Origin of the sequence: Qipengyuania sp. GPGPB31, from assembly GCF_038396345.1 — a bacterium.
GTDB lineage: Bacteria > Pseudomonadota > Alphaproteobacteria > Sphingomonadales > Sphingomonadaceae > Qipengyuania > Qipengyuania citrea.
Window position 1 is genome coordinate 2,161,938 of record NZ_CP149572.1, and the last position, 19,421, is coordinate 2,181,358.

The 19,421-nt window shown below is 64.2% G+C and carries 25 protein-coding genes and 2 pseudogenes; 15 read left to right on the forward strand and 12 right to left on the reverse strand.

Annotated elements, in window-relative coordinates; all coding sequences use genetic code 11:
- Nucleotides 1–40 precede the first annotated feature (40 nt).
- From dnaQ to WKH79_RS10905, 5 genes and pseudogenes are all read left to right on the forward strand, one after another.
- Nucleotides 41–735 (forward strand): annotated as a pseudogene (gene dnaQ, locus WKH79_RS10885) (DNA polymerase III subunit epsilon).
- A 75-nt stretch (nt 736–810) separates the two neighbouring features.
- Entirely contained in the window at nt 811–1,380 is a 570-nt protein-coding gene (gene raiA, locus WKH79_RS10890; protein ID WP_050601490.1) for a ribosome-associated translation inhibitor RaiA, read from the forward strand.
- Between the two features lie 17 nt (nt 1,381–1,397).
- Nucleotides 1,398–1,862: a PaaI family thioesterase gene (locus tag WKH79_RS10895; protein WP_050601491.1), complete on the forward strand. Its 465-nt coding sequence runs from the start codon at nt 1,398–1,400 to the stop codon at nt 1,860–1,862.
- A gap of 5 nt (nt 1,863–1,867) precedes the next feature.
- On the forward strand, nt 1,868–2,203 hold the full coding sequence (locus tag WKH79_RS10900; RefSeq protein ID WP_341858871.1) for a DUF1491 family protein: 336 nt from the start codon (nt 1,868–1,870) through the stop codon (nt 2,201–2,203).
- Nucleotides 2,204–2,403: 200 nt separating this feature from the next.
- Complete coding sequence (locus tag WKH79_RS10905; RefSeq protein ID WP_050601493.1) at nt 2,404–3,060, forward strand: cell wall hydrolase; 657 nt, start codon at nt 2,404–2,406, stop codon at nt 3,058–3,060.
- A 64-nt stretch (nt 3,061–3,124) separates the two neighbouring features.
- On the opposite strand, the gene xth is transcribed toward WKH79_RS10905, so the two are convergent.
- From xth to WKH79_RS10920, 3 genes are read right to left on the reverse strand one after another with little or no spacing between them, the layout of a single operon-like run.
- The gene (gene xth / locus WKH79_RS10910; protein ID WP_050601494.1) at nt 3,125–3,910 is read right to left on the reverse strand and encodes an exodeoxyribonuclease III; all 786 of its coding nucleotides are present in this window, start codon (nt 3,908–3,910) and stop codon (nt 3,125–3,127) included.
- Nucleotides 3,911–3,947: 37 nt separating this feature from the next.
- Nucleotides 3,948–4,277 (reverse strand): iron-sulfur cluster assembly accessory protein, encoded by a 330-nt coding sequence (locus WKH79_RS10915; protein WP_050601495.1) that lies wholly within the window; start codon nt 4,275–4,277, stop codon nt 3,948–3,950.
- A gap of 31 nt (nt 4,278–4,308) precedes the next feature.
- The gene (locus tag WKH79_RS10920; RefSeq protein ID WP_050601815.1) at nt 4,309–4,740 is read right to left on the reverse strand and encodes a CBS domain-containing protein; all 432 of its coding nucleotides are present in this window, start codon (nt 4,738–4,740) and stop codon (nt 4,309–4,311) included.
- A 112-nt stretch (nt 4,741–4,852) separates the two neighbouring features.
- Between WKH79_RS10920 and WKH79_RS10925 the strand changes: the two genes are divergently transcribed.
- Nucleotides 4,853–5,143: a hypothetical protein gene (locus WKH79_RS10925; RefSeq protein ID WP_050601496.1), complete on the forward strand. Its 291-nt coding sequence runs from the start codon at nt 4,853–4,855 to the stop codon at nt 5,141–5,143.
- Here WKH79_RS10925 and WKH79_RS10930 read toward each other — a convergent pair.
- The 4 genes from WKH79_RS10930 to WKH79_RS10945 are packed head-to-tail and all read right to left on the reverse strand — an operon-like array spanning nt 5,140 to nt 8,140.
- Entirely contained in the window at nt 5,140–5,517 is a 378-nt protein-coding gene (locus tag WKH79_RS10930) for a (2Fe-2S) ferredoxin domain-containing protein (protein ID WP_341858872.1), read from the reverse strand. The genes WKH79_RS10925 and WKH79_RS10930 overlap by 4 nt on opposite strands.
- Nucleotides 5,518–5,533: 16 nt before the next feature.
- Complete coding sequence (locus WKH79_RS10935; protein WP_160766227.1) at nt 5,534–6,007, reverse strand: DUF2497 domain-containing protein; 474 nt, start codon at nt 6,005–6,007, stop codon at nt 5,534–5,536.
- Between the two features lie 54 nt (nt 6,008–6,061).
- Nucleotides 6,062–7,543 carry a TolC family outer membrane protein gene (locus WKH79_RS10940; protein WP_341858873.1) on the reverse strand — a complete coding sequence of 494 codons (1,482 nt, stop codon included), beginning with the start codon at nt 7,541–7,543 and terminating at the stop codon, nt 6,062–6,064.
- Nucleotides 7,544–8,140 (reverse strand): protein-L-isoaspartate O-methyltransferase, encoded by a 597-nt coding sequence (locus tag WKH79_RS10945; RefSeq protein ID WP_341858874.1) that lies wholly within the window; start codon nt 8,138–8,140, stop codon nt 7,544–7,546.
- A 151-nt stretch (nt 8,141–8,291) separates the two neighbouring features.
- Between WKH79_RS10945 and WKH79_RS10950 the strand changes: the two genes are divergently transcribed.
- The 3 genes and pseudogenes from WKH79_RS10950 to WKH79_RS10960 all read left to right on the forward strand — a co-directional run bounded on the left by WKH79_RS10950 (nt 8,292) and on the right by WKH79_RS10960 (nt 11,863).
- Complete coding sequence (locus WKH79_RS10950) at nt 8,292–9,818, forward strand: fumarate hydratase (protein WP_341858875.1); 1,527 nt, start codon at nt 8,292–8,294, stop codon at nt 9,816–9,818.
- A 78-nt stretch (nt 9,819–9,896) separates the two neighbouring features.
- A complete protein-coding gene (locus tag WKH79_RS10955) occupies nt 9,897–11,120 on the forward strand; it encodes a histidine kinase (RefSeq protein WP_341858876.1) in 1,224 nt (407 codons plus the stop codon).
- Nucleotides 11,113–11,863 (forward strand): annotated as a pseudogene (locus WKH79_RS10960) (LytTR family DNA-binding domain-containing protein). Before WKH79_RS10955 ends, WKH79_RS10960 begins: the two are co-directional and overlap by 8 nt.
- 104 nt (nt 11,864–11,967) lie before the next feature.
- Here the strand turns inward: WKH79_RS10960 and WKH79_RS10965 are convergent.
- Nucleotides 11,968–12,261 carry a UrcA family protein gene (locus WKH79_RS10965; protein WP_050601503.1) on the reverse strand — a complete coding sequence of 98 codons (294 nt, stop codon included), beginning with the start codon at nt 12,259–12,261 and terminating at the stop codon, nt 11,968–11,970.
- Between the two features lie 195 nt (nt 12,262–12,456).
- Here WKH79_RS10965 and WKH79_RS10970 point away from each other — a divergent pair, with 195 nt between their 5' ends.
- The 4 genes from WKH79_RS10970 to WKH79_RS10985 all read left to right on the forward strand — a co-directional run bounded on the left by WKH79_RS10970 (nt 12,457) and on the right by WKH79_RS10985 (nt 14,765).
- Nucleotides 12,457–12,723: a hypothetical protein gene (locus WKH79_RS10970; protein ID WP_341858877.1), complete on the forward strand. Its 267-nt coding sequence runs from the start codon at nt 12,457–12,459 to the stop codon at nt 12,721–12,723.
- A 38-nt stretch (nt 12,724–12,761) separates the two neighbouring features.
- The gene (locus WKH79_RS10975; protein ID WP_341858878.1) at nt 12,762–13,616 is read left to right on the forward strand and encodes an acylglycerol kinase family protein; all 855 of its coding nucleotides are present in this window, start codon (nt 12,762–12,764) and stop codon (nt 13,614–13,616) included.
- A complete protein-coding gene (locus tag WKH79_RS10980; RefSeq protein WP_341858879.1) occupies nt 13,606–14,466 on the forward strand; it encodes a metallophosphoesterase in 861 nt (286 codons plus the stop codon). The genes WKH79_RS10975 and WKH79_RS10980 overlap by 11 nt, the downstream gene beginning before the upstream one ends.
- A 101-nt stretch (nt 14,467–14,567) precedes the next feature.
- Nucleotides 14,568–14,765 carry a hypothetical protein gene (locus tag WKH79_RS10985; protein WP_050601507.1) on the forward strand — a complete coding sequence of 66 codons (198 nt, stop codon included), beginning with the start codon at nt 14,568–14,570 and terminating at the stop codon, nt 14,763–14,765.
- 70 nt (nt 14,766–14,835) lie between these two features.
- On the opposite strand, the gene rpsI is transcribed toward WKH79_RS10985, so the two are convergent.
- From rpsI to WKH79_RS11005, 4 genes are all read right to left on the reverse strand, one after another.
- Nucleotides 14,836–15,360 (reverse strand): 30S ribosomal protein S9, encoded by a 525-nt coding sequence (rpsI, locus tag WKH79_RS10990; protein WP_082835593.1) that lies wholly within the window; start codon nt 15,358–15,360, stop codon nt 14,836–14,838.
- Nucleotides 15,360–15,839, reverse strand: coding sequence for a 50S ribosomal protein L13 (gene rplM / locus WKH79_RS10995; RefSeq protein ID WP_050601508.1), 480 nt, complete (start codon nt 15,837–15,839; stop codon nt 15,360–15,362). The genes rpsI and rplM overlap by 1 nt, the downstream gene beginning before the upstream one ends.
- 115 nt (nt 15,840–15,954) lie before the next feature.
- On the reverse strand, nt 15,955–16,734 hold the full coding sequence (locus WKH79_RS11000) for a hypothetical protein (protein ID WP_341858880.1): 780 nt from the start codon (nt 16,732–16,734) through the stop codon (nt 15,955–15,957).
- Nucleotides 16,735–16,861: 127 nt separating this feature from the next.
- Nucleotides 16,862–17,890, reverse strand: coding sequence for a COX15/CtaA family protein (locus WKH79_RS11005; RefSeq protein ID WP_341858881.1), 1,029 nt, complete (start codon nt 17,888–17,890; stop codon nt 16,862–16,864).
- A gap of 138 nt (nt 17,891–18,028) precedes the next feature.
- Between WKH79_RS11005 and WKH79_RS11010 the strand changes: the two genes are divergently transcribed.
- Complete coding sequence (locus WKH79_RS11010) at nt 18,029–18,433, forward strand: MerC domain-containing protein (RefSeq protein ID WP_050601511.1); 405 nt, start codon at nt 18,029–18,031, stop codon at nt 18,431–18,433.
- Between the two features lie 10 nt (nt 18,434–18,443).
- Complete coding sequence (gene thiS / locus WKH79_RS11015; protein WP_341858882.1) at nt 18,444–19,415, forward strand: sulfur carrier protein ThiS; 972 nt, start codon at nt 18,444–18,446, stop codon at nt 19,413–19,415.
- The last annotated feature ends 6 nt before the right edge of the window (nt 19,416–19,421 follow it).

Genomic DNA, 19,421 nt, shown 5'->3' on the forward strand with positions numbered 1-19,421 from the left:
CCTCTTGTAATCTTGCCTAGCGGAGCCGATAGAAGAGCCAATGCGCGAGATCGTGTTCGATACCGAAACCACTGGGCTAGACCCGAAGACCGGGGATCGCATGGTCGAGATCGGCTGCATCGAGATGGTCAATCTCGTGCCCACCGGGAACAGCTTTCACGCCTATTTCAATCCTGAGCGGGATATGCCCGCGGGTGCCGAGGCCGTGCATGGCCTGTCCACGGCATTTCTCGCGGACAAGCCGCTGTTTCGCGATCAGGCTGCAGACCTCCTCGCCTTTATCGGCGACTCCCCCTCGTGGCGCACAATGCGGGCTTCGACTTCGGCTTCCTAAATTCGGAACTCGGCCTGTGCCAGCTCGAACCGGTTTGCACTACGCGAATGGTCGATACGGTGGCGCTGGCGCGCAAACGGCACCCGGGGGCGAAGCTGTCGCTCGATGCGCTGTGCTCACGCTACGGTATCGATCGCAGCCACCGCGTCAAACACGGTGCCCTGCTCGATGCCGAATTGCTTGCGCAGGTCTATGTCGAACTCAAGGGCGGGCGCCAGATCGGCTTCGAACTGGCGGCGGAGGCCACGGTGGTCGAGATTACCACCACTCCTGACCGCCCGGCCGTGCGCATGGCGCCGACCGGTCCGCGCCGCGAACCGCGGCCGCATCAACCGAGCGCGGCCGAACTGGCCCGGCACCGCGAATTCATGGCCGGGATTGAAAACCCGCTCTGGGGTTAAATCGGCTGCAAGGGAAACCGGCCGCATGGTCGGAGCGTTGGGATCGCACGGGACGGCAAAGGAGAAAATGGCAAGATGGATATTCGTGTTTCCGGCCACCAGATCGATACCGGCGCAGCTCTGCAGGAGCATGTCGACGATCGTTTGAACTCCATAGTCGACAAGTATTTCAGCCGCGCGATTTCTTCGCATGTGACCTTCGGCAAGGGGCCGGGCGGCGCCTTCACTGCCGATATCGTGACGCATGTGATGCAGGGGCTGATCCTCAAGGGCCACGCGGAAGCGCATGACGTGCATCAGGCGTTCGATGCCGCTGCCGCCAAGATCGAAAAACAGCTGCGCCGCTACAAGCGCCGGATCAAGGACCGCCACGCGCAGACGGCGCATGCAGTGCGCGAGGCCGAAGCGGCCTATACGATCCTCGCCTCGCCCGAAGCAGACAATGACGAGGAAGTCAGCGCGGACAGCCCGCCGGTGATTGCCGAAACCAAAGCGATGATCCCCGAATGCAGCGTGGCCGATGCGGTCATGCTGCTCGACCTGCAGAACGCAAACGGCCTGTTGTTCAAGAATGGCGGTAGCGGCGAACACAATATGGTCTATCGCCGCCACGATGGTTCGATCGGCTGGGTCGAACCCCGCTAGGGAGGGCGAACACAGCAATGACCGGTGCCGCAACCAGCGGGGCGGAACGCCATTTCCGCGCGCTCGAAAGCCTTTATGCGTCCGCGCCGATCAATGCGCAATTTGCCTCGCGGCTGGAGATAACGGGGGAAGGCACGTCGCGGATCACCTTCGACGTGACCGAGGAAGTGTATCACGCTGCCGGCGCCGCGCATGGCACGATCTACTTCAAGATGCTCGACGATGCCGGTTTCTACGCGGCGAACACCTTCGTCAGCGACCGTTTCCTGCTCACCACGTCGTTCAACCTGCATTTCACCAAACCGGTGCGAGTCGGGCAGGTCGTCGCCGAGGGGCGCTGGGTCAGCGGGCGGAAGCGGGTTTTCGTCGCCGAATCGCGGCTGGTCGATGAGGAGGGGGACGAGATCGGCCGCGGCACCGGTACTTTCATGCGTTCGCATATCCCGCTGTCGAGCCTGCCCGGCTACGTTGCGCAGGGCTGAGCCCGATGGACGCACGCCTACCCGCCCATGCCGAGGTGTCCGGACTGATTCGCGCCGTCGAAAGCGCAGGGGGCTTCGCCATGGTCCTGCAGAAGGGCGAGCGAGACGCCGGAACGATCCTCGTGTTAACCACGCAGAATGGCCGGAATACGCGCTTGTGGGAACGTATGCCGCAGTTGGACGGGTCGCGGAAGTTCAGCTGCACACGCGAGCAAGACGATGAAAATCCACGAGAAATTGATGAATACGTGGGGAAGAGACGGCGTTCGGACCCCGATTGCTGGGTGATCGAACTGGATATCGAGAATGCAGAACGCTTCGTCGCACCGGGTCCGGGTTAACTTGACTTGATTGCAATTGCGACTATTTGACCGCCAGCTTCGATGCGTAGGCGGCGTTTGGACGGCAATGGGGTCGACACGCTAGCACGCAGACGGGGGGTGGTCGGCAGGCCACGTGATGGATCCGGCTTTACGGGCGCCACGGTGCCCATGGATCCCAGCCTGCGACAGACCGCCAACCGCTTAGTTGTCTGAAAAAAATGGTTCGAAAGACTACCGGGTTCACCGCGGTTATCGCGGCGATTGCCTTTACAGTTTTTGCCGGAGCGGAAGGTTCCGGCGCCAACGCCCAGGTTGCGGCGCAAGCAGCCCAGAACACCGCTCCCGACGCGCAGCTCACCGAAGAGGTGGTTCCCGTGTTCGTCGAGAAGGAAGTGGTGCAGGAGCTTCCCGAGACGCCGGAAGCCGACACCGAGATTCCTGCCACCGAGACCCAGGCTTCGAGTCTGCGTGAACTCGTGGCGACCATGCCTGCCGCGGGCAGCCTTTCCGAAGAGATGCAATGCCTTGCCGGCGCGGTCTATTTCGAATCGCGCGGCGAACCGCTTGCCGGCCAGCTGGCCGTCGCGCAGGTCATCATCAACCGCGCCGAAGACCGGCGTTTTCCCTCGAGCTATTGCGGCGTCGTGTTCCAGCGCTCGCAGTTCTCCTTCGTTAAGAACGGCCACATGCCGCGCATCCGTACGGGCACGCTCGCCTGGAAACGCGCGCAGGCAGTGGCTCGCATCGCGCACCGCGGTCTGTGGGACAGCGAAGCCAGCGACGCGCTGTACTTCCATGCGAATTACGTCCGGCCGAGCTGGAGCCGCCGCAAGGTCGCCCTCGCCACGATCGACACGCACGTCTTCTACCGCTGAGGTCAGCCTGTTCCGGAAAGGGGGCCGTCGCACTTGCTGCGGCGGCCCCTTTTCGTTGGGGCGGTCACTCCGCGAGTTCGACCCAAACCGGGGTATGGTCGCTGGCTTTCTCGCGGCCGCGATATTCCTTGTCGACTCCTGCGGCCTGCATGCGGTCGGCCAGCTCGGGCGACAGCAGCAGGTGGTCGATGCGGAAGCCGTGATCGCGCTGCCACGCGCCGGCCTGGTAATCCCAATAGGTCCACACGCCGCCGCGCGGGTTGAGCGTATCGATGGCATCGGTCCAACCATCGCCCAGCATCCGGCGGTAGGCATCGCGCGATTCGGGTTGCATCAGCGCATCGTTTGCCATCGCGCGGACCGACCAGACATCCTTGTCTTCCGGAATGACATTGAAGTCGCCCAGCACCACGGTAGGGATTTCCTGCGCCCATAGTTCGGCCATGCGCGCGCGCAGCCGTTCCATCCACGCCAGCTTGTAATCGAACTTGGGCCCGGGATGGGGGTTGCCGTTGGGCAGGTAGAGATTGCAGATGCGCACGCCATTGACCTCGGCCTCGAGGTAGCGCGCCTGCTCCCCCTCGCCTTCCTTGGGCCCATCGATACCCAGCCCGCGCTGTTTTTCGACCGGCGCCACCCCATCGGCGAGGATAGCGACGCCGTTGAAGCTCTTCTGGCCGTGCCAGATCGCGCTGTAGCCGATCTTCTCGAAGGCGTCGGCGGGAAAGCCTTCGTCCATCGTCTTGATTTCCTGCAGGCAGGCGACGGTGGGCCGGGTTTCTTCCAGCCATTCCAGAAGACGCGGCAGTCGCGCCTTGATCCCGTTGATATTGAAGCTCGCTATTCGCATGGCGGCCTGATGCCCCAAACGTAGGCGCGGGTCTAATTCAAATACCGAAGCTCGATCCGCAGCCGCAGCCGGCGGCGGCCTGGGGATTCTCCACCCGGAAAGCCGCCCCGCCGAGCGATTCGACGAAATCCACCGTGCTGCCCGCGATCAGATCGAGGCTGACCGGGTCGACCACCAGCTTCACGCCTGCATTGTCGCTGACCGAATCATCGCTATCGACCCCGTCGGCGAGGCCGAATCTGTACTGGAACCCCGAACAGCCCCCGCCTTCGACCGACAGCCGCAAAATGGCCGGCTTGGCCTGCTTTTCGGCGATTGCAGCTATGCGCTGGGCCGCGGCATCGGTGAGCGTGGGGGCAGTGGTCATGTAGCCTATGTAGGGTGGCCGGCCTGTCCTCTCAAGCCGTCTGGATATAGGTACGCAGCGCTTCGGCCTCGTGTTCGATCTCGTCGAGCCGCGCTTTGACCAGGTCGCCGATGGAAATGAAGCCGCACATCGCATCGCCGTCGATCACCGGCAGGTGGCGGATCCGGCGCTTGGTCATCAGCGCCAGCGCGTCGAGCACCGTATTCGTCGGCTTTACGCTGATGGGCGGCGCGGTCATCACTTCGGCCAAGGGGCGCGTCAGGCACAGCTCGCCTTCATCGGCGAGGCGGTAGACGACGTCCCGTTCGGAAAAGATGCCGATGACGGTATCGCCCTCCATCACCGGGATCGCCCCGATCCGCTTCGCTGCCAGCAGCGCGATAGCCTCGCGAACCGGCATATCGCCCGAAGCCGAGACGATCTGCGATCCGGCCCGATCCTCGATCAGCTTGCCAATTTCCATCCCCGCACTCCTTCTGTTGTTGCTCAGCAAAGTGCCATTTTCGCCGCCAAAAGCGAATCGGGTCCGGCGCAGCGATTGAAACCGCCGCCCAAACCCGCCATTTGCATTTGCGATGACCAAAAAGAGCCCGCTCGACGACCCGCAAAACGCCGCCTTCGCTTGGGCCCGTTATCGCCGGATCATGCGCTTCATGCTGTTGCTGACGGTCGGGATCGTGGCAATTGCGATGGCGCTGCTCTTCAAGTTCGGCGAAGAGGAAGTGTCGGTACATTTCTACATCGCGGTAGCGCTGGGCATCGGTTTCACCATGCTGCTGACGAGCGCGCTGATGGGGCTGGTGTTCCTGTCTTCGGGAACCGGGCACGACGAATCGGTCGAAGACCCGCTGCGCAAGGACGATTAGTCCGCCGCCGGCTCGAGCCGGTATTGCGCCACCGGCTCACCGCCGATCAGATGCTGCTGGATGATCTGCTCGAGCACCTCGGGCCGGCACGAATGGTACCAGACGTTATCGGGCCAGACGACCGCGATCGGCCCCGCTTCGCAGACCTGCAGGCAGTCGGCCTTGGTCCGCTGCACGGTGCCTTCGCGCCCGGCCAGCCCCAGCTGCTTCATGCGCTTCTTGAGATAACTCCAGGCTTCCTTGCCTTCGTCACGGCTGCAGCATTTCTGCTTTTCCGAGATCGAACACAGGAAGATGTGCCGCTGCGCACGCGCGCCGCCGATCTTGGCCAGCGCTTTTTCGGCCTTGCGTAGGGATTTCGGTGTCGCGGTCAAAGGTTGCGCGGGAAGCCTAGCTGCGCTTGCCGGCAATGCGCGCGATCTCGGCCTTGACCAGTTCCTCGACCATTGCGGGGAGGTTGTCGTCGAGCCATTGCGCCAGCATCGGGCGCAGCATCTCGCGGGTCAGGCCCTCGAGCGAGGTTTCACCCGATCGCACGATCTGCGGTTCCCTGCCCGGCTGCGAAAGCATGGCAAGCGCAGCGAAATTCTGACGCATCGCCTCGCGCGTGTCGCCCCGCGTCAGCGCATCGGCTTCGGCCGCGCAATCATCGCTTTCCGAATCATCGTCGAGCGCGACTTCTTCTGCCAGTTCGAGCACCTCTTCCGCCTCTTCGGGGCCGGCGGGTTCGGCATGGGCTTCGCGCAAGGTGCTGGCGGTACGCCGGCGCCGATCGAGGATCGCCCCTTCGCGATTATCGCGTGCAATCACCTTCTTGATTGAGTCGAGGATTTCTTCGACCGAAGGTTCGTCCTGTTGCTGCATCGTGTTCCAAGCCCCTGTCGGCAGAATCGGTGCGGTCCCGATTCGATACAGCGTTCAATAGCCGGATTCGGTTCCGGTTTCATCCTCTGACGGAACCGACGCGTCGGGAGCGGCGATATCGACCGTCCGGCTGGCGCTGGATTCGGGTTCCGGATCGCGGCCCCAATCCCATACCCTGCCCTTGACCCGCTCGTAATTCTGCAGCGGATCGTAGAGCACGCCTTCATCGAGGAAACCGAGATCGCGCGCTTCGGCCCGGCCCATGGCGGCCAGGAGGCTGAAGCCCGCGACATAGGCGTTGCGCCGTGCGGTCACCAATTGCGCCTGTGCGCTGAGCAGTTCCTGTTCGGCATTGAGCACGTCGAGGATCTGGCGGCTGCCGATCGAGTTCTCGGCGCGGACACCCTCGAGGCTGAGCGCTGCGGCTTCGACCGCCACTTGGCTGCTTTCGATCACTGCGAGCGAAGCTTGCCAGCTCGACCAGGCTGCACGAACCTGTGCGATGGTGTTGCGTTCTGCGGCGATCACCTGTTCCAGCGCCGCGGTTTCGCGGGCCTGCGCCTGGCGCTGACGCGCCGCGGGCAAGCCGCCCTGGAAGATCGGAATGCTGAAATTGACCCCAGCATTGGCCGTGGTTTCTTCCTGGACGACGTTGGTGGCGCCGCTGGCCAGCGTATTGAAATAGTCGGTGTAGTTCGCCCCGGCGAAGAGCGAGACGCGCGGCAACCGGCCCGCCCCTGCAACCTCGCTGTCGAAGCCGGCGGCATCGGCGCGTTCTTTCGCGGCGATCAGGTCGGGGTTGTTCGACAGGGCGATATCGACCGCCGTAGCCACATCGCTGGGCAGGTTGGGCAGCGGCGGCGGCGGCTGGAGGTCGTCGGGCGCTTCGCCGACCAGCTCGATATAGGTTTCGCGCGCGTTGATGAGGTTGGCCTGCGCGTTCCTGTAGTCGCCACGGGCCAGCGCCAGTCGCGACTGCGATTGTGCGACGTCGGTCCGCGTCAGATCGCCGATCTCGAACCGGTCGCTGGTGGCCTGCAGATTGACCGTGAGGAATTCGACCTGGTTGCGCGACAGCGCCACCAGCGCCTGCGTGCGCAGGACATCCATGTAGGCTGCGACAACACGGCTGAAGATCGCGCTTTCAGTGGCGCGCAGCTCTGCTTGCCCTGCGGCCACGCGTTCTTCGGCAGCCTTCACCGCATTCCTGATCGCACCGCCCGAATAGACCGGCACGGTCAGTTCCGGCCCGACCTGCAACCGGCGATCGGGTGCGGTAAAGCTGTTGGGCGAGTTCTTGATGAATTCGATGTAGTTTCCGGACGCGCTTACGCCGGGGATACCGGGCGCTTCCTGGATCTGGACGTTTTCATCGGTCGCGCGCTGGTTGGCGCGTGCGGCCAGCAGCGACGGGTTGTTGAGATAGGCTTCGGTGAGCGCTTCCTGCAGCGTATCGGCGTGCGCCGGAGCGGCCTGCGCCAGCGCGACCGCGCTGGCTCCCGAGACCAGGAAATATGCTACCCCTCCACGACGCATTCAGAAGCTCCAGCTTTGCGGCCGGTCGAATGCGCCGAGCCGCGGGATACCCATTTCGGCAAGCGGAAGCAGCGCCAGCGCCTTGCCCGATTTGCGGCCGGTGGCAAGGCGGGTAACGCCCCGATCGACCATGCCGGTAACGATCCGGCCGTTTTCGGCGACCAGCTTGGCGAGCGCCGGCGGGACGTGTTCGATTGCCCCGTCGACCAGAACCAGCGAGTAATCGCCGCGCTTGCTGCCATTGGCAGCCTTGTCCGGGGCGATCGTATCGAGCCTGCCGACCAGGGGTTCGACCAGCGCCGCGAGATAGCCGCTGCCCGCATCGATGACGAGCACCTTGTCTGCGGGCGTGGGCTGCGCCTCGGCCAGCATCGCGCCATGGAACAGCGGCGCGGGCAGGAAACCGCCGTCGGCCAGCCGGATGGCGCGGTCCATGTAGGCGGTTGCCTTCGAGCCTTCGGGGACGAAGTCCTCGCGCGGGAGCGTTCCCATGCGTTCGAGAACGAAGGTATCGTTCACACCGCTGGTGCGCAGCTGGCTGTCGATCATCGCCTTGCGGGCGGCAGCATAGTCGGGACGGGTCGTGGTCAGGGTCATGGTTGTTCCGCGAGCTGTATTACATCAATAACACGCTTATGCAAGCTCCGGTTGCCTTAGGCGTATGGCCGGGTGTGGCCAAGCGCTTTGACCGATGGCGGCTAACGCGCCTATCGGGGAGCGCAAATCTGCAACATGGGAATTTGCGGCGATGAGCGACATGACCGTCATCACGGAAAACGACGTAATCGAGAGCGTGGCGGACGCGCTCCAGTACATTTCTTACTACCATCCGATGGATTACATCCGCGCGCTCGGCGAAGCCTACGAGGCCGAGAAGGGTCCGGCGGCGAAGGATGCTATCGCGCAGATCCTGACCAACAGCCGCATGTGCGCCGAAGGCCATCGCCCGCTGTGCCAGGACACCGGAATCGTCAACGTGTTCGTCAAATGGGGACAGAACTGCCGTCTCGACAGCACGCAATCGTTGCAGGAAGTCGTCGATGAGGGCGTGCGCCGCGCCTACAACCATCCCGACAACAAGCTGCGCGCCTCGATCCTTGCCGATCCCGCCTTCACCCGCCGCAACACGCGCGACAACACGCCCTGCGTCCTGTCGGTCGAAATGGTCCCGGGGAACCGGGTCGAGATCGATGTCGCGGCCAAGGGCGGCGGCAGCGAGAACAAGTCCAAGTTCAAGATGATGAACCCGAGCGACAATATCGTCGACTGGGTGATCGAACAGATTCCCTCGATGGGCGCGGGCTGGTGCCCTCCGGGGATGCTGGGCATCGGGATCGGTGGCACGGCGGAGCATTGCGTGAAGCTGGCGAAGCAGAGCCTGATGGATCCGATCGACATGGGCCAGCTCAAGCAGCGCGGCGCGCAGAACGATATCGAGCAATTGCGCATCGATATCTTCGATGCGGTCAATGCCATGGGCGTCGGTGCGCAGGGCCTTGGCGGACTGGCGACGGTACTCGACGTGAAAATACTCGATGCGCCCTGCCATGCCGCCGGCAAGCCCGTGGCGATGATTCCCAACTGCGCTGCCACGCGCCACGCGCATTTCACGCTCGACGGTTCGGGTCCGGCCTATCTCGAACCGCCCAGCCTCGACGATTATCCGCAAGTTACCTGGCAGCCCGACAGCGCGGCCAAGAGAGTCGATCTCAACGCGCTGACCGCCGAAGAGGTCGCCAGCTGGAACCACGGCGACCGCCTGCTGCTGTCGGGCAAGATGCTGACCGGGCGCGATGCGGCACACAAGCGGATCAACGACATGCTCGAGGCGGGCGAAGAGCTGCCGGTCGAGTTCAAGGGCCGCGCGATCTATTACGTCGGCCCGGTCGACCCGGTGATGGGCGAAGTCGTGGGGCCGGCCGGTCCAACCACGGCGACCCGGATGGACAAGTTCACCGAAATGATGCTCGACCTCGGGCTGCTCGCCATGATCGGGAAGGCGGAACGCGGCCATGATGCGGTCAATGTGATCAGCCGGTTCAAGGTCGCCTACCTCATGGCTACCGGCGGCGCGGCCTATTTGGTCAGCCGCGCGATCAAGGGCGCCGAAGTGGTGGCTTTCGAGGATCTGGGGATGGAAGCGATCTACGAATTCGAAGTGCAGGACATGCCCGTTACCGTGGCGGTCGATGCGGCGGGTAACAATGTCCACACGCTCGCCCCCACCGAGTGGCGCCAGCGAATTGCGGCGGGCGAGTTCGAGCCCGCCGAATAGCTCAGCTGGTCGACCAACGGCGCAGTCCGTTCGACCGCCGCGCTGGCATCCAAGGACGCAAAGGGGCACACCGCAACGGTGCCAATCGATGAACGCCAGGTGAATCCCGAAGACGAACGCCTTTCCGGCAGGGTGGTCTTTGCCTCCATGGTCGGGGTGTGGCTGTGCTATTTCCTGCTCATCACGCTGCGCAGCGTGGTGGTCGGGCTGGACTTCCAGGATGAGCTGCTCTGGCGCCGTGCACTCGTCTGTGCGATCGGGGTGGCGGTGACCGGTCTCCTGTGGCTCGTCCTGCGGGTGGTCGAGAACCGCGCCCTCGGGATCAAGATCGCCGTCGCGCTGATCGCCGCGATGCCGGGGGCGATGATGATCGCGCAGGCAAATCGCTGGATCTTCGATTCGATCGAGGCGAAGGTCGAACAGCAGATGGGCAAGGAGCGCGGGATTGCGCTGCGCCGTGACGATGCGGGCAATCTGCTGATCGACCTGCCCCGCGCGCAGATCGGCGAGGACGTCGACCAGGCCGAGGAAGCGGTTCCGCAAAGCGTCCTGATTGCCCCTGCACCGACATCGCTCGACCAGTGGAAGATGACCTTCGATCTGGCGATCGGGCGCTACTTCCTGCTGCTTGCCTGGGCGGCGCTGTTTCTCGCCCTGCTCGCCGGCGCGCAGGCCCGGGCGGCGGAGCGCCGCGGCGAACGCTTCCGGACCGCGGCCAAGGCCGCCGAACTGCGCTCGCTACGCTATCAGGTGAATCCGCATTTCCTGTTCAATACGCTCAATTCGCTGTCGGCCCTCGTGATGACCGGCAAGACCGACCGGGCCGAACAGATGATCCAGACGATCTCGCGCTTCTACCGCCATAGCCTGGCCGACGATTCGACCGGCGACGTGAGCCTCGAGGATGAGATCGACCTGCAGGAACATTATCTCGAAATCGAGACGGTGCGCTTCCCGGAACGGCTGAAGGTGAAGGTCGACCTTCCTGCCGACCTCGCCCGGTTCAAGGTCCCGGGAATGATCCTGCAGCCGCTGGTGGAAAATTCGGTCAAATACGGCGTCTCGGCCTCGAGCCGGCCAGTAACGATCACGATTGCGGCGCGCGAGGAATACGGTCGCCTGGTGCTCACTGTCAGCGACGACGGACCCGGCACCGCCGGCCATCACGGCTTCGGTATCGGCCTTGCCAATGTGCGGGACCGGATCGAGGCCCGGTTCGGGAATGCCGCCACGATCGTGTCCGGACCATCGCTGACCGGATACGAAACCGAGCTGAGGATACCGATGGTGAAACATGGCTGACGAATCCGACGACAAACTGCGCACGCTTATCGTCGATGACGAACCGCTGGCGGTCGAACGGATGCAGGTTATCTGCGCCAAGATCGACGCGTTGCAAGTGGTCGGCACCGCCAGCGACGGGGCGCAGGCGCTGCGCCTGATCGGGGCGCTCGAGCCCGATCTGGTGCTGCTCGACATGACCATGCCCGAGGTGGACGGAATCTCGGTGGCCAAGGCGCTGACCAGGGAAGCGCACCGGCCAGCGATCGTATTCGTCACCGCGCATGACAATTATGCGGTCGAGGCTTTCGATCTCGAAGCGGTCGATTACGTGCTCAAGCCGGTCAAGCCCGAACGGCTGGAACGCGCCGTGGCCCGCGCACTGGCGCGGCGCGGCGATGCCGGACGCAGCGACAGCGAATGGCTCGAAGAATTGTGGATTCCGCATCGCAGCGAGCTGATCCGCATTGCGACTTCGGAAGTGGGGCGAGATCGATGCCGAACGCGATTACGTCCGCCTTCATGTCGGCGAAGGCGATGCGGCGCGCACCTATTTGCTCCTGCAGACGATTGCCGGCCTCGAGGAACGGCTGGACCCGGTGAAGTTCATCCGGATCCACCGCTCGACGATCCTGCGAAAGGACCGCATCACCGGCCTGCGCCACGATGGGCTCGGCGTGTGGTCGGTCGAACTGGACGAGGGAGAAGCCTTGCGTATCGGGCGGACCTACCTGCCCAAGGTGAAGGCCATGGCGGGCCGGTAGGTTCATCGCGCCGCATCTGGCTGCCGACATACAGCTGGCGCGAAAAGAACCCCGGCCGGGGACCTGCATCCGGCCGGGGCTCAAAGGTGGGCGAACTTGGGGTATCAGCCGCCCAAGGCGTGGTCGCTTACGAGGGAAGCGAATTGCGCCCCCGCGTCTGCCTTCGCCTTTTCGAAACAGGCCCGGGTCGCCCGGTCGAGCTGAAGATTACGCGTGCCACCGCGGGTGTGGCCGCAGACATTGCGGGCAGCGCGGTCGATGCGCTGCGAGAGCTGCTTCTGGCCCTCGGGGCTCGCGAGGTTGAGGTCGCTATAGGTGACACGCACGGACTCGGCCTGAGCGGCGGTTGCGGACAGCGCCAGACCGGCGGCGGCGAGCGTTGCGAAAAGCGTTTTCATGGTTCCATCTCCAGGTATGCAGCGAGCCCCGATCAATAGAGGGGGAGAGGCTCGGTGCACGAACTGTATTGCACGGCTACACCAGTAATCGCACGCGCCCCTCGACGGGCGGCGGTGTGATTGGACCGGGTGCGCAGTCGGCCCGACCAATGGCATTTGGCAATCGGCATACGACAGGGGTAAGACGCTCGTCGCATGCTGCTCGGGATCCTCTTCGTGCTGGGAATGGCCAATTTCGCCATGCACAAGGCGATGCTCGAGTCGAATCACCCCGTTCTGGACAGCCTGCCCGCGGCTTTCCGCGCCGGTGGCTGTCGGATTTCGCTCGCGCTCGAGTTCCTGATCCTGCTGCTGGCAATGCTGCTGGCCGCGCACGACTGGCCCGCCGCTGCGTGGATCTATGCATTCTACAGCGTTCTCAATGGCGTTACCGCCTGGTTGCTGCTCAACCACCGCATCTGACCGCGGGAACCGCAGGCCGTCTCCGGCGCTTGGTCGGCATGAGCCCTTCCGCATCCTGCCTGGTCGTGAACGAGCGCAGCGGCAGCAACAGCGAAGCCGCGCTCCGCGAGCTGGAAGCCTTGCTGGCCACGCAGGGGCTGGGTGTGGCGCGGACCATCGAATTTCCCACGCAGGAGCTTCCCACGCGCAGCGATCTGGAAGCCGCCGGGGTTTCGCAGCTCATCGTGTTTACCGGTGACGGCACGCTGAATGCGGTGATCGACGCAGTGTCCGGTTGGGCCGGGGCCGTGCTGGTCCTTCCCGGCGGGACGATGAACCTGTTGAGCGGCCGCCTGCATGGCGAAGACACGCCCTGCGCTGCCATTCTGGAGCGGATCGCCCGCGGGGCCTTCCGTCCGGTCCGTCCCGCGATGGCTGCCTGTGCGGCCGGGCGGGCGCATGCGGGCCTGCTGGTCGGGCCCGGTACGGCCTGGGCCGGGGTACGTGAAGCCATGCGCGATTTCGATGTCGCCGGCCTGGCGCAGGGCGCCGGCGAAGCGCTAGCCGAAACCACCGGCGGATCCCGGGTACGGATGGCCGATCCGGCAATCGGCGACCAGAACGGATATCCGCTTATCGAACTCACCCCCAGTCACCGCGGGTTGCAGGTAGACGGTTTCTTGCTCGAGAATGCCGCCGAATTCCTGCAGCAAAGCTTTGCCGTCCTGCGCCGGCGGTTCCGCGAAGGTCCGCACGAGCGGCTGGGCCTGCTCGACTGGCTGACCATCGAAAACTGCGCGGACGAACCGCTGCAATTGCTGATCGATGGCGAACCGGCCAGCCTCGGTCCGCGGGCCGAATTCTCGGTGGCTGAGTGCCCCGTCGATCTGCTAGCGACCGCCCATGGCTACTGACACGCGGCGGATATTCCACCTCTCCGACATCCATTTCGGCCTCGAAAACACCCGGGCGCTCGATTGGGTGAAGCAGGAGATTGCCGAGAAACAGCCCGATGCCGTGGCAATTACCGGCGATCTGACGATGCGCGCGCGTCACCGCGAGTTTGCTGCCGCGACGCAGTGGATCAATTCGCTCGACGCGCCGGTGACTGTCGAGGTGGGCAATCACGACATGCCCTATTTCAACCTGATCGAACGCTTCTTCTCCCCTTACGAGCGGTTTCGCGGGATGAAGGAGAAGGTCGAACGGGAACTCGATCTCGGCGCGCTGGCGATCGTCCCGCTGAACACTGCGGTGCGCATGCAGCCTCGGCTCAACTGGTCGAAAGGCTGGGTGAGCCAGCGCGCGCTCGATCGTTGCCTGGCCGCCCTCGACGCGCTGCCGAAAGGGATCCAGGCGCTGGTCGCGGTCCACCATCCATTGCGCGAAGTCGGGACCTTGGGGACAGCGCTGACCAAGCACGGCGACCTTGCGCTGCGCGAATTGGCCAAGCGCAATGTAACCGCTGTTCTTTCAGGCCATGTCCATGATGCGTTCGACATCATGGAGGATACGAGCGAAGGGCCGGTGCGGATGATCGGTGCGGGAACGCTGTCGCAGCGCACTCGCTCCACGCCGCCCAGCTTCAACGAAATCGAATGGGACGGCCGCAAGCTGACCGTCTGCGTGCGCAATCTCCAGCAGGTCGATACGCGCGACATGCAGATCGACGATGTCCCCGAAAATGCCCTCCCGCCGCGCAGCGAGGGCGAACCCGTGGCCCCGGTGCGCCAGGTCCCGAGGGTCGATCCCCCCGTCCACTGAGCCAAGCGCGTTAACCAGCCCTGCTAAGCCAATCCGGAACCGGACCGGCAACCCCTGTTGCATAGGCACCGCGTCTACTTGCTGCAGGACAGGGGAAAGCGATGGAACTGGTAAAGGCATTGCCGCTTGGCGCGATACTAACTTTCGTGGTCGCGCTGCTGATCGGCTCGCAAGGGTCGAAGGGCGGCCAGCTCGCCATCTTTCGCGCGGAAATCTACCAGTTCGACTTCTGGTGGTCGTGGCCATTGTTCCTCGCGGGAACCGGGCTGGCCTGGGGAATCATGACGCTGCAGCGCTAGCGTCGCACATACGAAAGAGGCGGCTCCTTCCGGAACCGCCCCACTCGGTGATCGATAAGATCGGGTAAGCTTAGCGCTTCGAGAACTGGAAGCTACGGCGGGCCTTGGCGCGGCCGTACTTCTTACGCTCGACCACGCGGCTGTCGCGGGTCAGGAAGCCTGCCGCCTTGACGGTGCTGCGCAGCGCGGGCTCGTATTTGGTGAGCGCCTGCGAAATGCCGTGCTTCACCGCGCCGGCCTGGCCCGACAGACCGCCGCCGCGCACGGTGGCAATGACGTCGTACTGACCCTGGCGGTCGGTGATGGTGAAGGGCTGGTCGATGATCAGCCGCAGCGTCGGACGTGCGAAATACACTTCCTGGTCCTTGCCGTTGATGATGACCTTGCCGCTGCCCGGCTTGAGCCAGACGCGGGCGGTGGCGTCCTTACGGCGACCGGTCGCGTAGGCACGGCCTTCCTTGTCCAGTTCCTGCTCGCGCAGCGGAACCTGGGCGGTTTCGGCGATTTGCGCCGCGTCACCTTCGGGAGCGTTGCCGGCGATGTCCTTCAGATCGGCGAGATCCGAGACGGTTTCGTTCTTGGTTTCGTCGGCCATTATGCGACAACCTTGTTCTTGCGGTTCATCGAGGCAACGTCGAGCTTTTCGGGCTTCTGGCCGTCATAGGGGTGCTCGGTGCCGGCGAATACGTGCAGCGCGCGCATCTGCGCACGGCCGAGCGGGCCGCGCGGAATCATGCGCTCGACAGCCTTTTCGAGCACGCGCTCGGGAAACTTGCCTTCCAGCACCTTCGCCGGAGTGGTTTCCTTGATGCCGCCCGGGTGACCGGTGTGCTTGTAATAGATCTTGTCGGTGAGCTTCTTGCCGGTGAACTTCACCTTGTCGGCATTGATCACGACGACGTGGTCGCCGCAATCGACATGCGGGGTGTAGCTCGGCTTGTGCTTACCGCGCAGATGGTTGGCGATGATCGCCGCGACACGGCCGACGACGAGACCTTCGGCGTCGATGATGTGCCACTTCTTTTCGACCTCGGCCGGTTTGATCGACCGGGTGATCTTCGTAAGAGCCTTCATGGCTGATTTCCGTTCTTAGTGTTCGTGCCGCGTCTTGAGAAAGGCGACGGCGTCAATCGGCGAATCCGAACGAGCGAACTCGCGAAGCGCGCGGCAAATGGCGCCTGATCGCCTTTCAGTCAAGCGTTTCCGCGTGTCTCGCGGGAGGTAAAATAGCACCACCCGCTATTGAGAGGAGCCGCAGCGTCCAGATTTCGTGCGACGGCCGCACATCATCGCCGATCCGGGTGACGATGCGCCGTTCGAACCGGTCTAGCAGGCCGTCGTCGCGCGCGGTCGCTTCCAGCGTCACGCGCACTTCACCCGTGAGCGCGTCGGGCAGCGCGAGAGCGCGCCGGTCCGTGGCCCGTCCCGGTCTGGGAAAGAACAGGTCGGGCGGCGGATCGTCAAAGACCGTATCGGCCGATCGCGCAAGGCGGTTGAGGTACCTCTTGGCATCCTCAAGCTCGCCCGATGATCGACCCGTCTGCTCGAGGATCGATATCGCGGCTGCAACCGCGGCAGCGGCGTCTGCACCGCCGCCAGCCCGCCCGGCTTTGACGATCCGGCCCTGCCGGTCGATCTGCGCTGGGAAGGGTCCCGCATCCTGCCGATTGCGTTCGATCTCGGCAATCGGTTCGAGAACGGCAGGGGCCGAGACGACGCACGAAACCTGTTCGCCGATCGCCTTTAAGCCGTTGCGGTCCTCTAGGAAGCGGCCATCCCATTCGCGGATCACGCGCACTGCCTGCCCGCCTTTCAGTCCGCGTTCGAGCTCGCGCTGCAACCGGAAAGGCCCCGACGGGACGATGATACCGCCGGTTTGTGCGATGGCCGATATCGGCAGGCCCGAAGCGGCGGTGGCAGCGGCCATGCCGAGCTGCCCAAGAAATGCGCGTCTGTTGCCTGTGGTCATCCCGCCCCCTTCGCATAGCACCCGGGCATGCCCGGGGTCACGCGCCGTAGCCCCCGCAGCGACGCGTGATTTCCTTGTTATTGCGAATGGATCTCACGAGCGCAAGCGCTGTGCGTTCGCGCTGCGACTATGCAGTGCGCCGACCCAGAATATGCGCGCCCCAGGCAAAGCTGGCGACCAGCAGCGCACCTACGACCTGGTGCGCCACGGCAACCCATAGCGCCACGCCAGTCCATACGGTGGCAACGCCGAGCAAGATCTGGATGCCGAAGGCGGTATGGATTGCAACCGAAGCCTGCCGCACGAGCGGTTTGACGCGCCGCGCCATCACCACCAGCGCAATGACTGCAATCCAGGCCCACCACCGATGGAGGAAGTGAAGCAGGAACGGGTCGTGCGTCACGGCCCAGGCAAGGCCGCGCGACCGGTCGTATTCCGGGACGAGCTGTCCTTGCATCAGCGGCCAGGTATCGGATGCCAGACCGGCGTTGAGTCCGGCAACCCAGGCCCCCAGCAGCAGCTGGACGAACAGGATCGCGCCCACCCAGCTGGCGGTACCGGTCCAGCGTGCGGGCCGCGAAGCGCCGGTCGCCAGCTGCCGCAGGTCCAACGCCGTCCAGATCAGTCCGCCCAAGGTGAACAGTGCGGTGAGCAAGTGGATCGAAAGCCAGAAGTGGCTTACATCGGTCATCGTCCCCGCCAGGCCGCTGCGAACCATGAACCAGCCGAAAACGCCCTGCAGCCCGCCGAGGGCCAGCAGCGCGACCAGCCGGCCCTTGTAACCCTGCGGAATGGCGCCGCGGATCCAGAACCACGCGAGCGGGACCGCGAATGCCAGACCGATCAGCCGGCCGAGCAGCCGATGGAACCATTCCCAGAAGAAGATGAACTTGAATGCCGCAAGGTCCATCCCGGCCGGCCCGGTGACCGTCTGATATTCGCCGGTGGTCTGATAGAGCGCGAACTCGGCCTGCCAGACCGCCTCGGAGAGCGGCGGGATGGCGCCCGTTATCGGTTTCCATTGCGTGATCGACAGCCCGCTCTCGGTCAGACGGGTTATCCCCCCCACCGCCACCATCAGGACGACGAGGAAAGCGACGATCATCAGCCAGTTGGCAAGCGCGGCAGGACGCGTGGGTTTGCTCGAGTGCGACATATGCCGTCTGTGATTTGCGACACTCCGGGGCGCAAGTGCAAAACGGGCAAGCGCCACACAGCTCGTTGCAAGTACGCAACCGCCGTGCTTGCGCGGTTTCGCTTGTAATAAGATACAACATCACATAGCTGCCACAACATGTTCCAGCGTGCCACCTTGCCGATTCGTCGCAGGCTCGACCGTGCGGGTATCTTCCTGTCGGGTGCCTGCGCGATCCACTGTGTGCTCTCGATCCTGCTGGTATCGGGCCTCGGGCTTGGCGGCGAATTCCTGCTCGCGCCCGAATTCCACCGCGTCGGCCTGCTGCTCGCGACCGTGATTGCCGCGGTGGCGATCGGCTGGGGCGCGTTGCGGCACCGCATGGCGATGCCGTTCGTCATTGCCATGACCGGGCTGACCTTCATGGGCGGCGCGCTGGCCGTACCGCATGGCTACAAGGAAGCCGTGCTGACGATTATCGGCGTGGCGCTGGTATCGCTCGGCCATGTGCTCAACTTGCGCCATGTCCATTCCCCCGCTTGCAAGGAGCGCTGCGGCGACTAAGTCGGGGCGCATGATTTCCCTGACCGTCAATGGCGATACCCGCCGTACCGCCGCTTCCACCATCGCCGAACTGGTTCGCGAACTCGACCTTGATCCCGCCAAGGTCGCAGTCGAGCGCAATGGCACGATCGCACCGCGCAGCGAACTTGCCGCCATCGGGATCGCCGATGGTGACACGCTGGAAATCGTCCATTTCGTCGGCGGCGGACAGGACGACGACAGCTGGAGCGTCGCCGGGCGGCGTTTCTCGAGCCGGCTGATCGTCGGAACGGGCAAATATTCGGATTTCGAACAGAACGCCGCGGCGCTCGAGGCATCGGGGGCCGAAATCGTCACCGTGGCGGTCCGCCGGGTCAATGTCAGCGATCCCAAGGCCCCGATGCTGACCGATTACATCGATCCGAAGAAAGTGACTTATCTGCCCAACACCGCCGGCTGCTTCACCGGCGAGGAAGCGGTCCGCACCTTGCGGTTGGCGCGCGAAGCGGGCGGCTGGGATCTGGTCAAGCTGGAAGTGCTCGGCGAAGCGCGCACCCTGTATCCCGACATGCGCGAAACGCTGGTGGCGACCGAAACGCTCGCCAAGGAGGGCTTCCTGCCGATGGTCTATTGCGCCGACGACCCGATCGCGGCCAAGCAGCTCGAGGATGCAGGTGCGGTGGCAGTGATGCCGCTGGGCGCTCCGATCGGGTCGGGGCTGGGCATCCAGAACCGGGTGACGATCCGCCTGATCAAGGAAGGCGCCAACGTTCCGGTGCTGGTCGATGCCGGCGTGGGCACGGCATCGGACGCGGCCGTGGCGATGGAACTGGGCTGCGACGGGGTGCTGATGAACACCGCCATTGCCGAGGCCAAGGATCCGATCCGCATGGCGCGGGCAATGAAACTGGCAGTTGCCGCCGGCCGCGATGCCTATCTTGCCGGGCGCATGGCGACCCGCAAATATGCGGATCCCTCGAGCCCGCTGGCGGGCCTTATCTGACGTACG

Bases quoted from the DNA above. Each gene is read 5' to 3' on its own strand.
- raiA (WP_050601490.1), top strand. From the start codon at position 811: ATGGATATTCGTGTTTCCGGCCACCAGATCGATACCGGCGCAGCTCTG.
- WKH79_RS10895 (WP_050601491.1), top strand. From the start codon at position 1,398: ATGACCGGTGCCGCAACCAGCGGGGCGGAACGCCATTTCCGCGCGCTC.
- WKH79_RS10900 (WP_341858871.1), top strand. From the start codon at position 1,868: ATGGACGCACGCCTACCCGCCCATGCCGAGGTGTCCGGACTGATTCGC.
- WKH79_RS10905 (WP_050601493.1), top strand. From the start codon at position 2,404: ATGGTTCGAAAGACTACCGGGTTCACCGCGGTTATCGCGGCGATTGCC.
- xth (WP_050601494.1), bottom strand. From the start codon at position 3,910: ATGCGAATAGCGAGCTTCAATATCAACGGGATCAAGGCGCGACTGCCG.
- WKH79_RS10915 (WP_050601495.1), bottom strand. From the start codon at position 4,277: ATGACCACTGCCCCCACGCTCACCGATGCCGCGGCCCAGCGCATAGCT.
- WKH79_RS10920 (WP_050601815.1), bottom strand. From the start codon at position 4,740: ATGGAAATTGGCAAGCTGATCGAGGATCGGGCCGGATCGCAGATCGTC.
- WKH79_RS10925 (WP_050601496.1), top strand. From the start codon at position 4,853: ATGACCAAAAAGAGCCCGCTCGACGACCCGCAAAACGCCGCCTTCGCT.
- WKH79_RS10935 (WP_160766227.1), bottom strand. From the start codon at position 6,007: ATGCAGCAACAGGACGAACCTTCGGTCGAAGAAATCCTCGACTCAATC.
- WKH79_RS10940 (WP_341858873.1), bottom strand. From the start codon at position 7,543: ATGCGTCGTGGAGGGGTAGCATATTTCCTGGTCTCGGGAGCCAGCGCG.
- WKH79_RS10945 (WP_341858874.1), bottom strand. From the start codon at position 8,140: ATGACCCTGACCACGACCCGTCCCGACTATGCTGCCGCCCGCAAGGCG.
- WKH79_RS10950 (WP_341858875.1), top strand. From the start codon at position 8,292: ATGAGCGACATGACCGTCATCACGGAAAACGACGTAATCGAGAGCGTG.
- WKH79_RS10965 (WP_050601503.1), bottom strand. From the start codon at position 12,261: ATGAAAACGCTTTTCGCAACGCTCGCCGCCGCCGGTCTGGCGCTGTCC.
- WKH79_RS10970 (WP_341858877.1), top strand. From the start codon at position 12,457: ATGCTGCTCGGGATCCTCTTCGTGCTGGGAATGGCCAATTTCGCCATG.
- WKH79_RS10975 (WP_341858878.1), top strand. From the start codon at position 12,762: ATGAGCCCTTCCGCATCCTGCCTGGTCGTGAACGAGCGCAGCGGCAGC.
- WKH79_RS10980 (WP_341858879.1), top strand. From the start codon at position 13,606: ATGGCTACTGACACGCGGCGGATATTCCACCTCTCCGACATCCATTTC.
- WKH79_RS10985 (WP_050601507.1), top strand. From the start codon at position 14,568: ATGGAACTGGTAAAGGCATTGCCGCTTGGCGCGATACTAACTTTCGTG.
- rpsI (WP_082835593.1), bottom strand. From the start codon at position 15,360: ATGGCCGACGAAACCAAGAACGAAACCGTCTCGGATCTCGCCGATCTG.
- rplM (WP_050601508.1), bottom strand. From the start codon at position 15,839: ATGAAGGCTCTTACGAAGATCACCCGGTCGATCAAACCGGCCGAGGTC.
- WKH79_RS11000 (WP_341858880.1), bottom strand. From the start codon at position 16,734: ATGACCACAGGCAACAGACGCGCATTTCTTGGGCAGCTCGGCATGGCC.
- WKH79_RS11005 (WP_341858881.1), bottom strand. From the start codon at position 17,890: ATGTCGCACTCGAGCAAACCCACGCGTCCTGCCGCGCTTGCCAACTGG.
- WKH79_RS11010 (WP_050601511.1), top strand. From the start codon at position 18,029: ATGTTCCAGCGTGCCACCTTGCCGATTCGTCGCAGGCTCGACCGTGCG.
- thiS (WP_341858882.1), top strand. From the start codon at position 18,444: ATGATTTCCCTGACCGTCAATGGCGATACCCGCCGTACCGCCGCTTCC.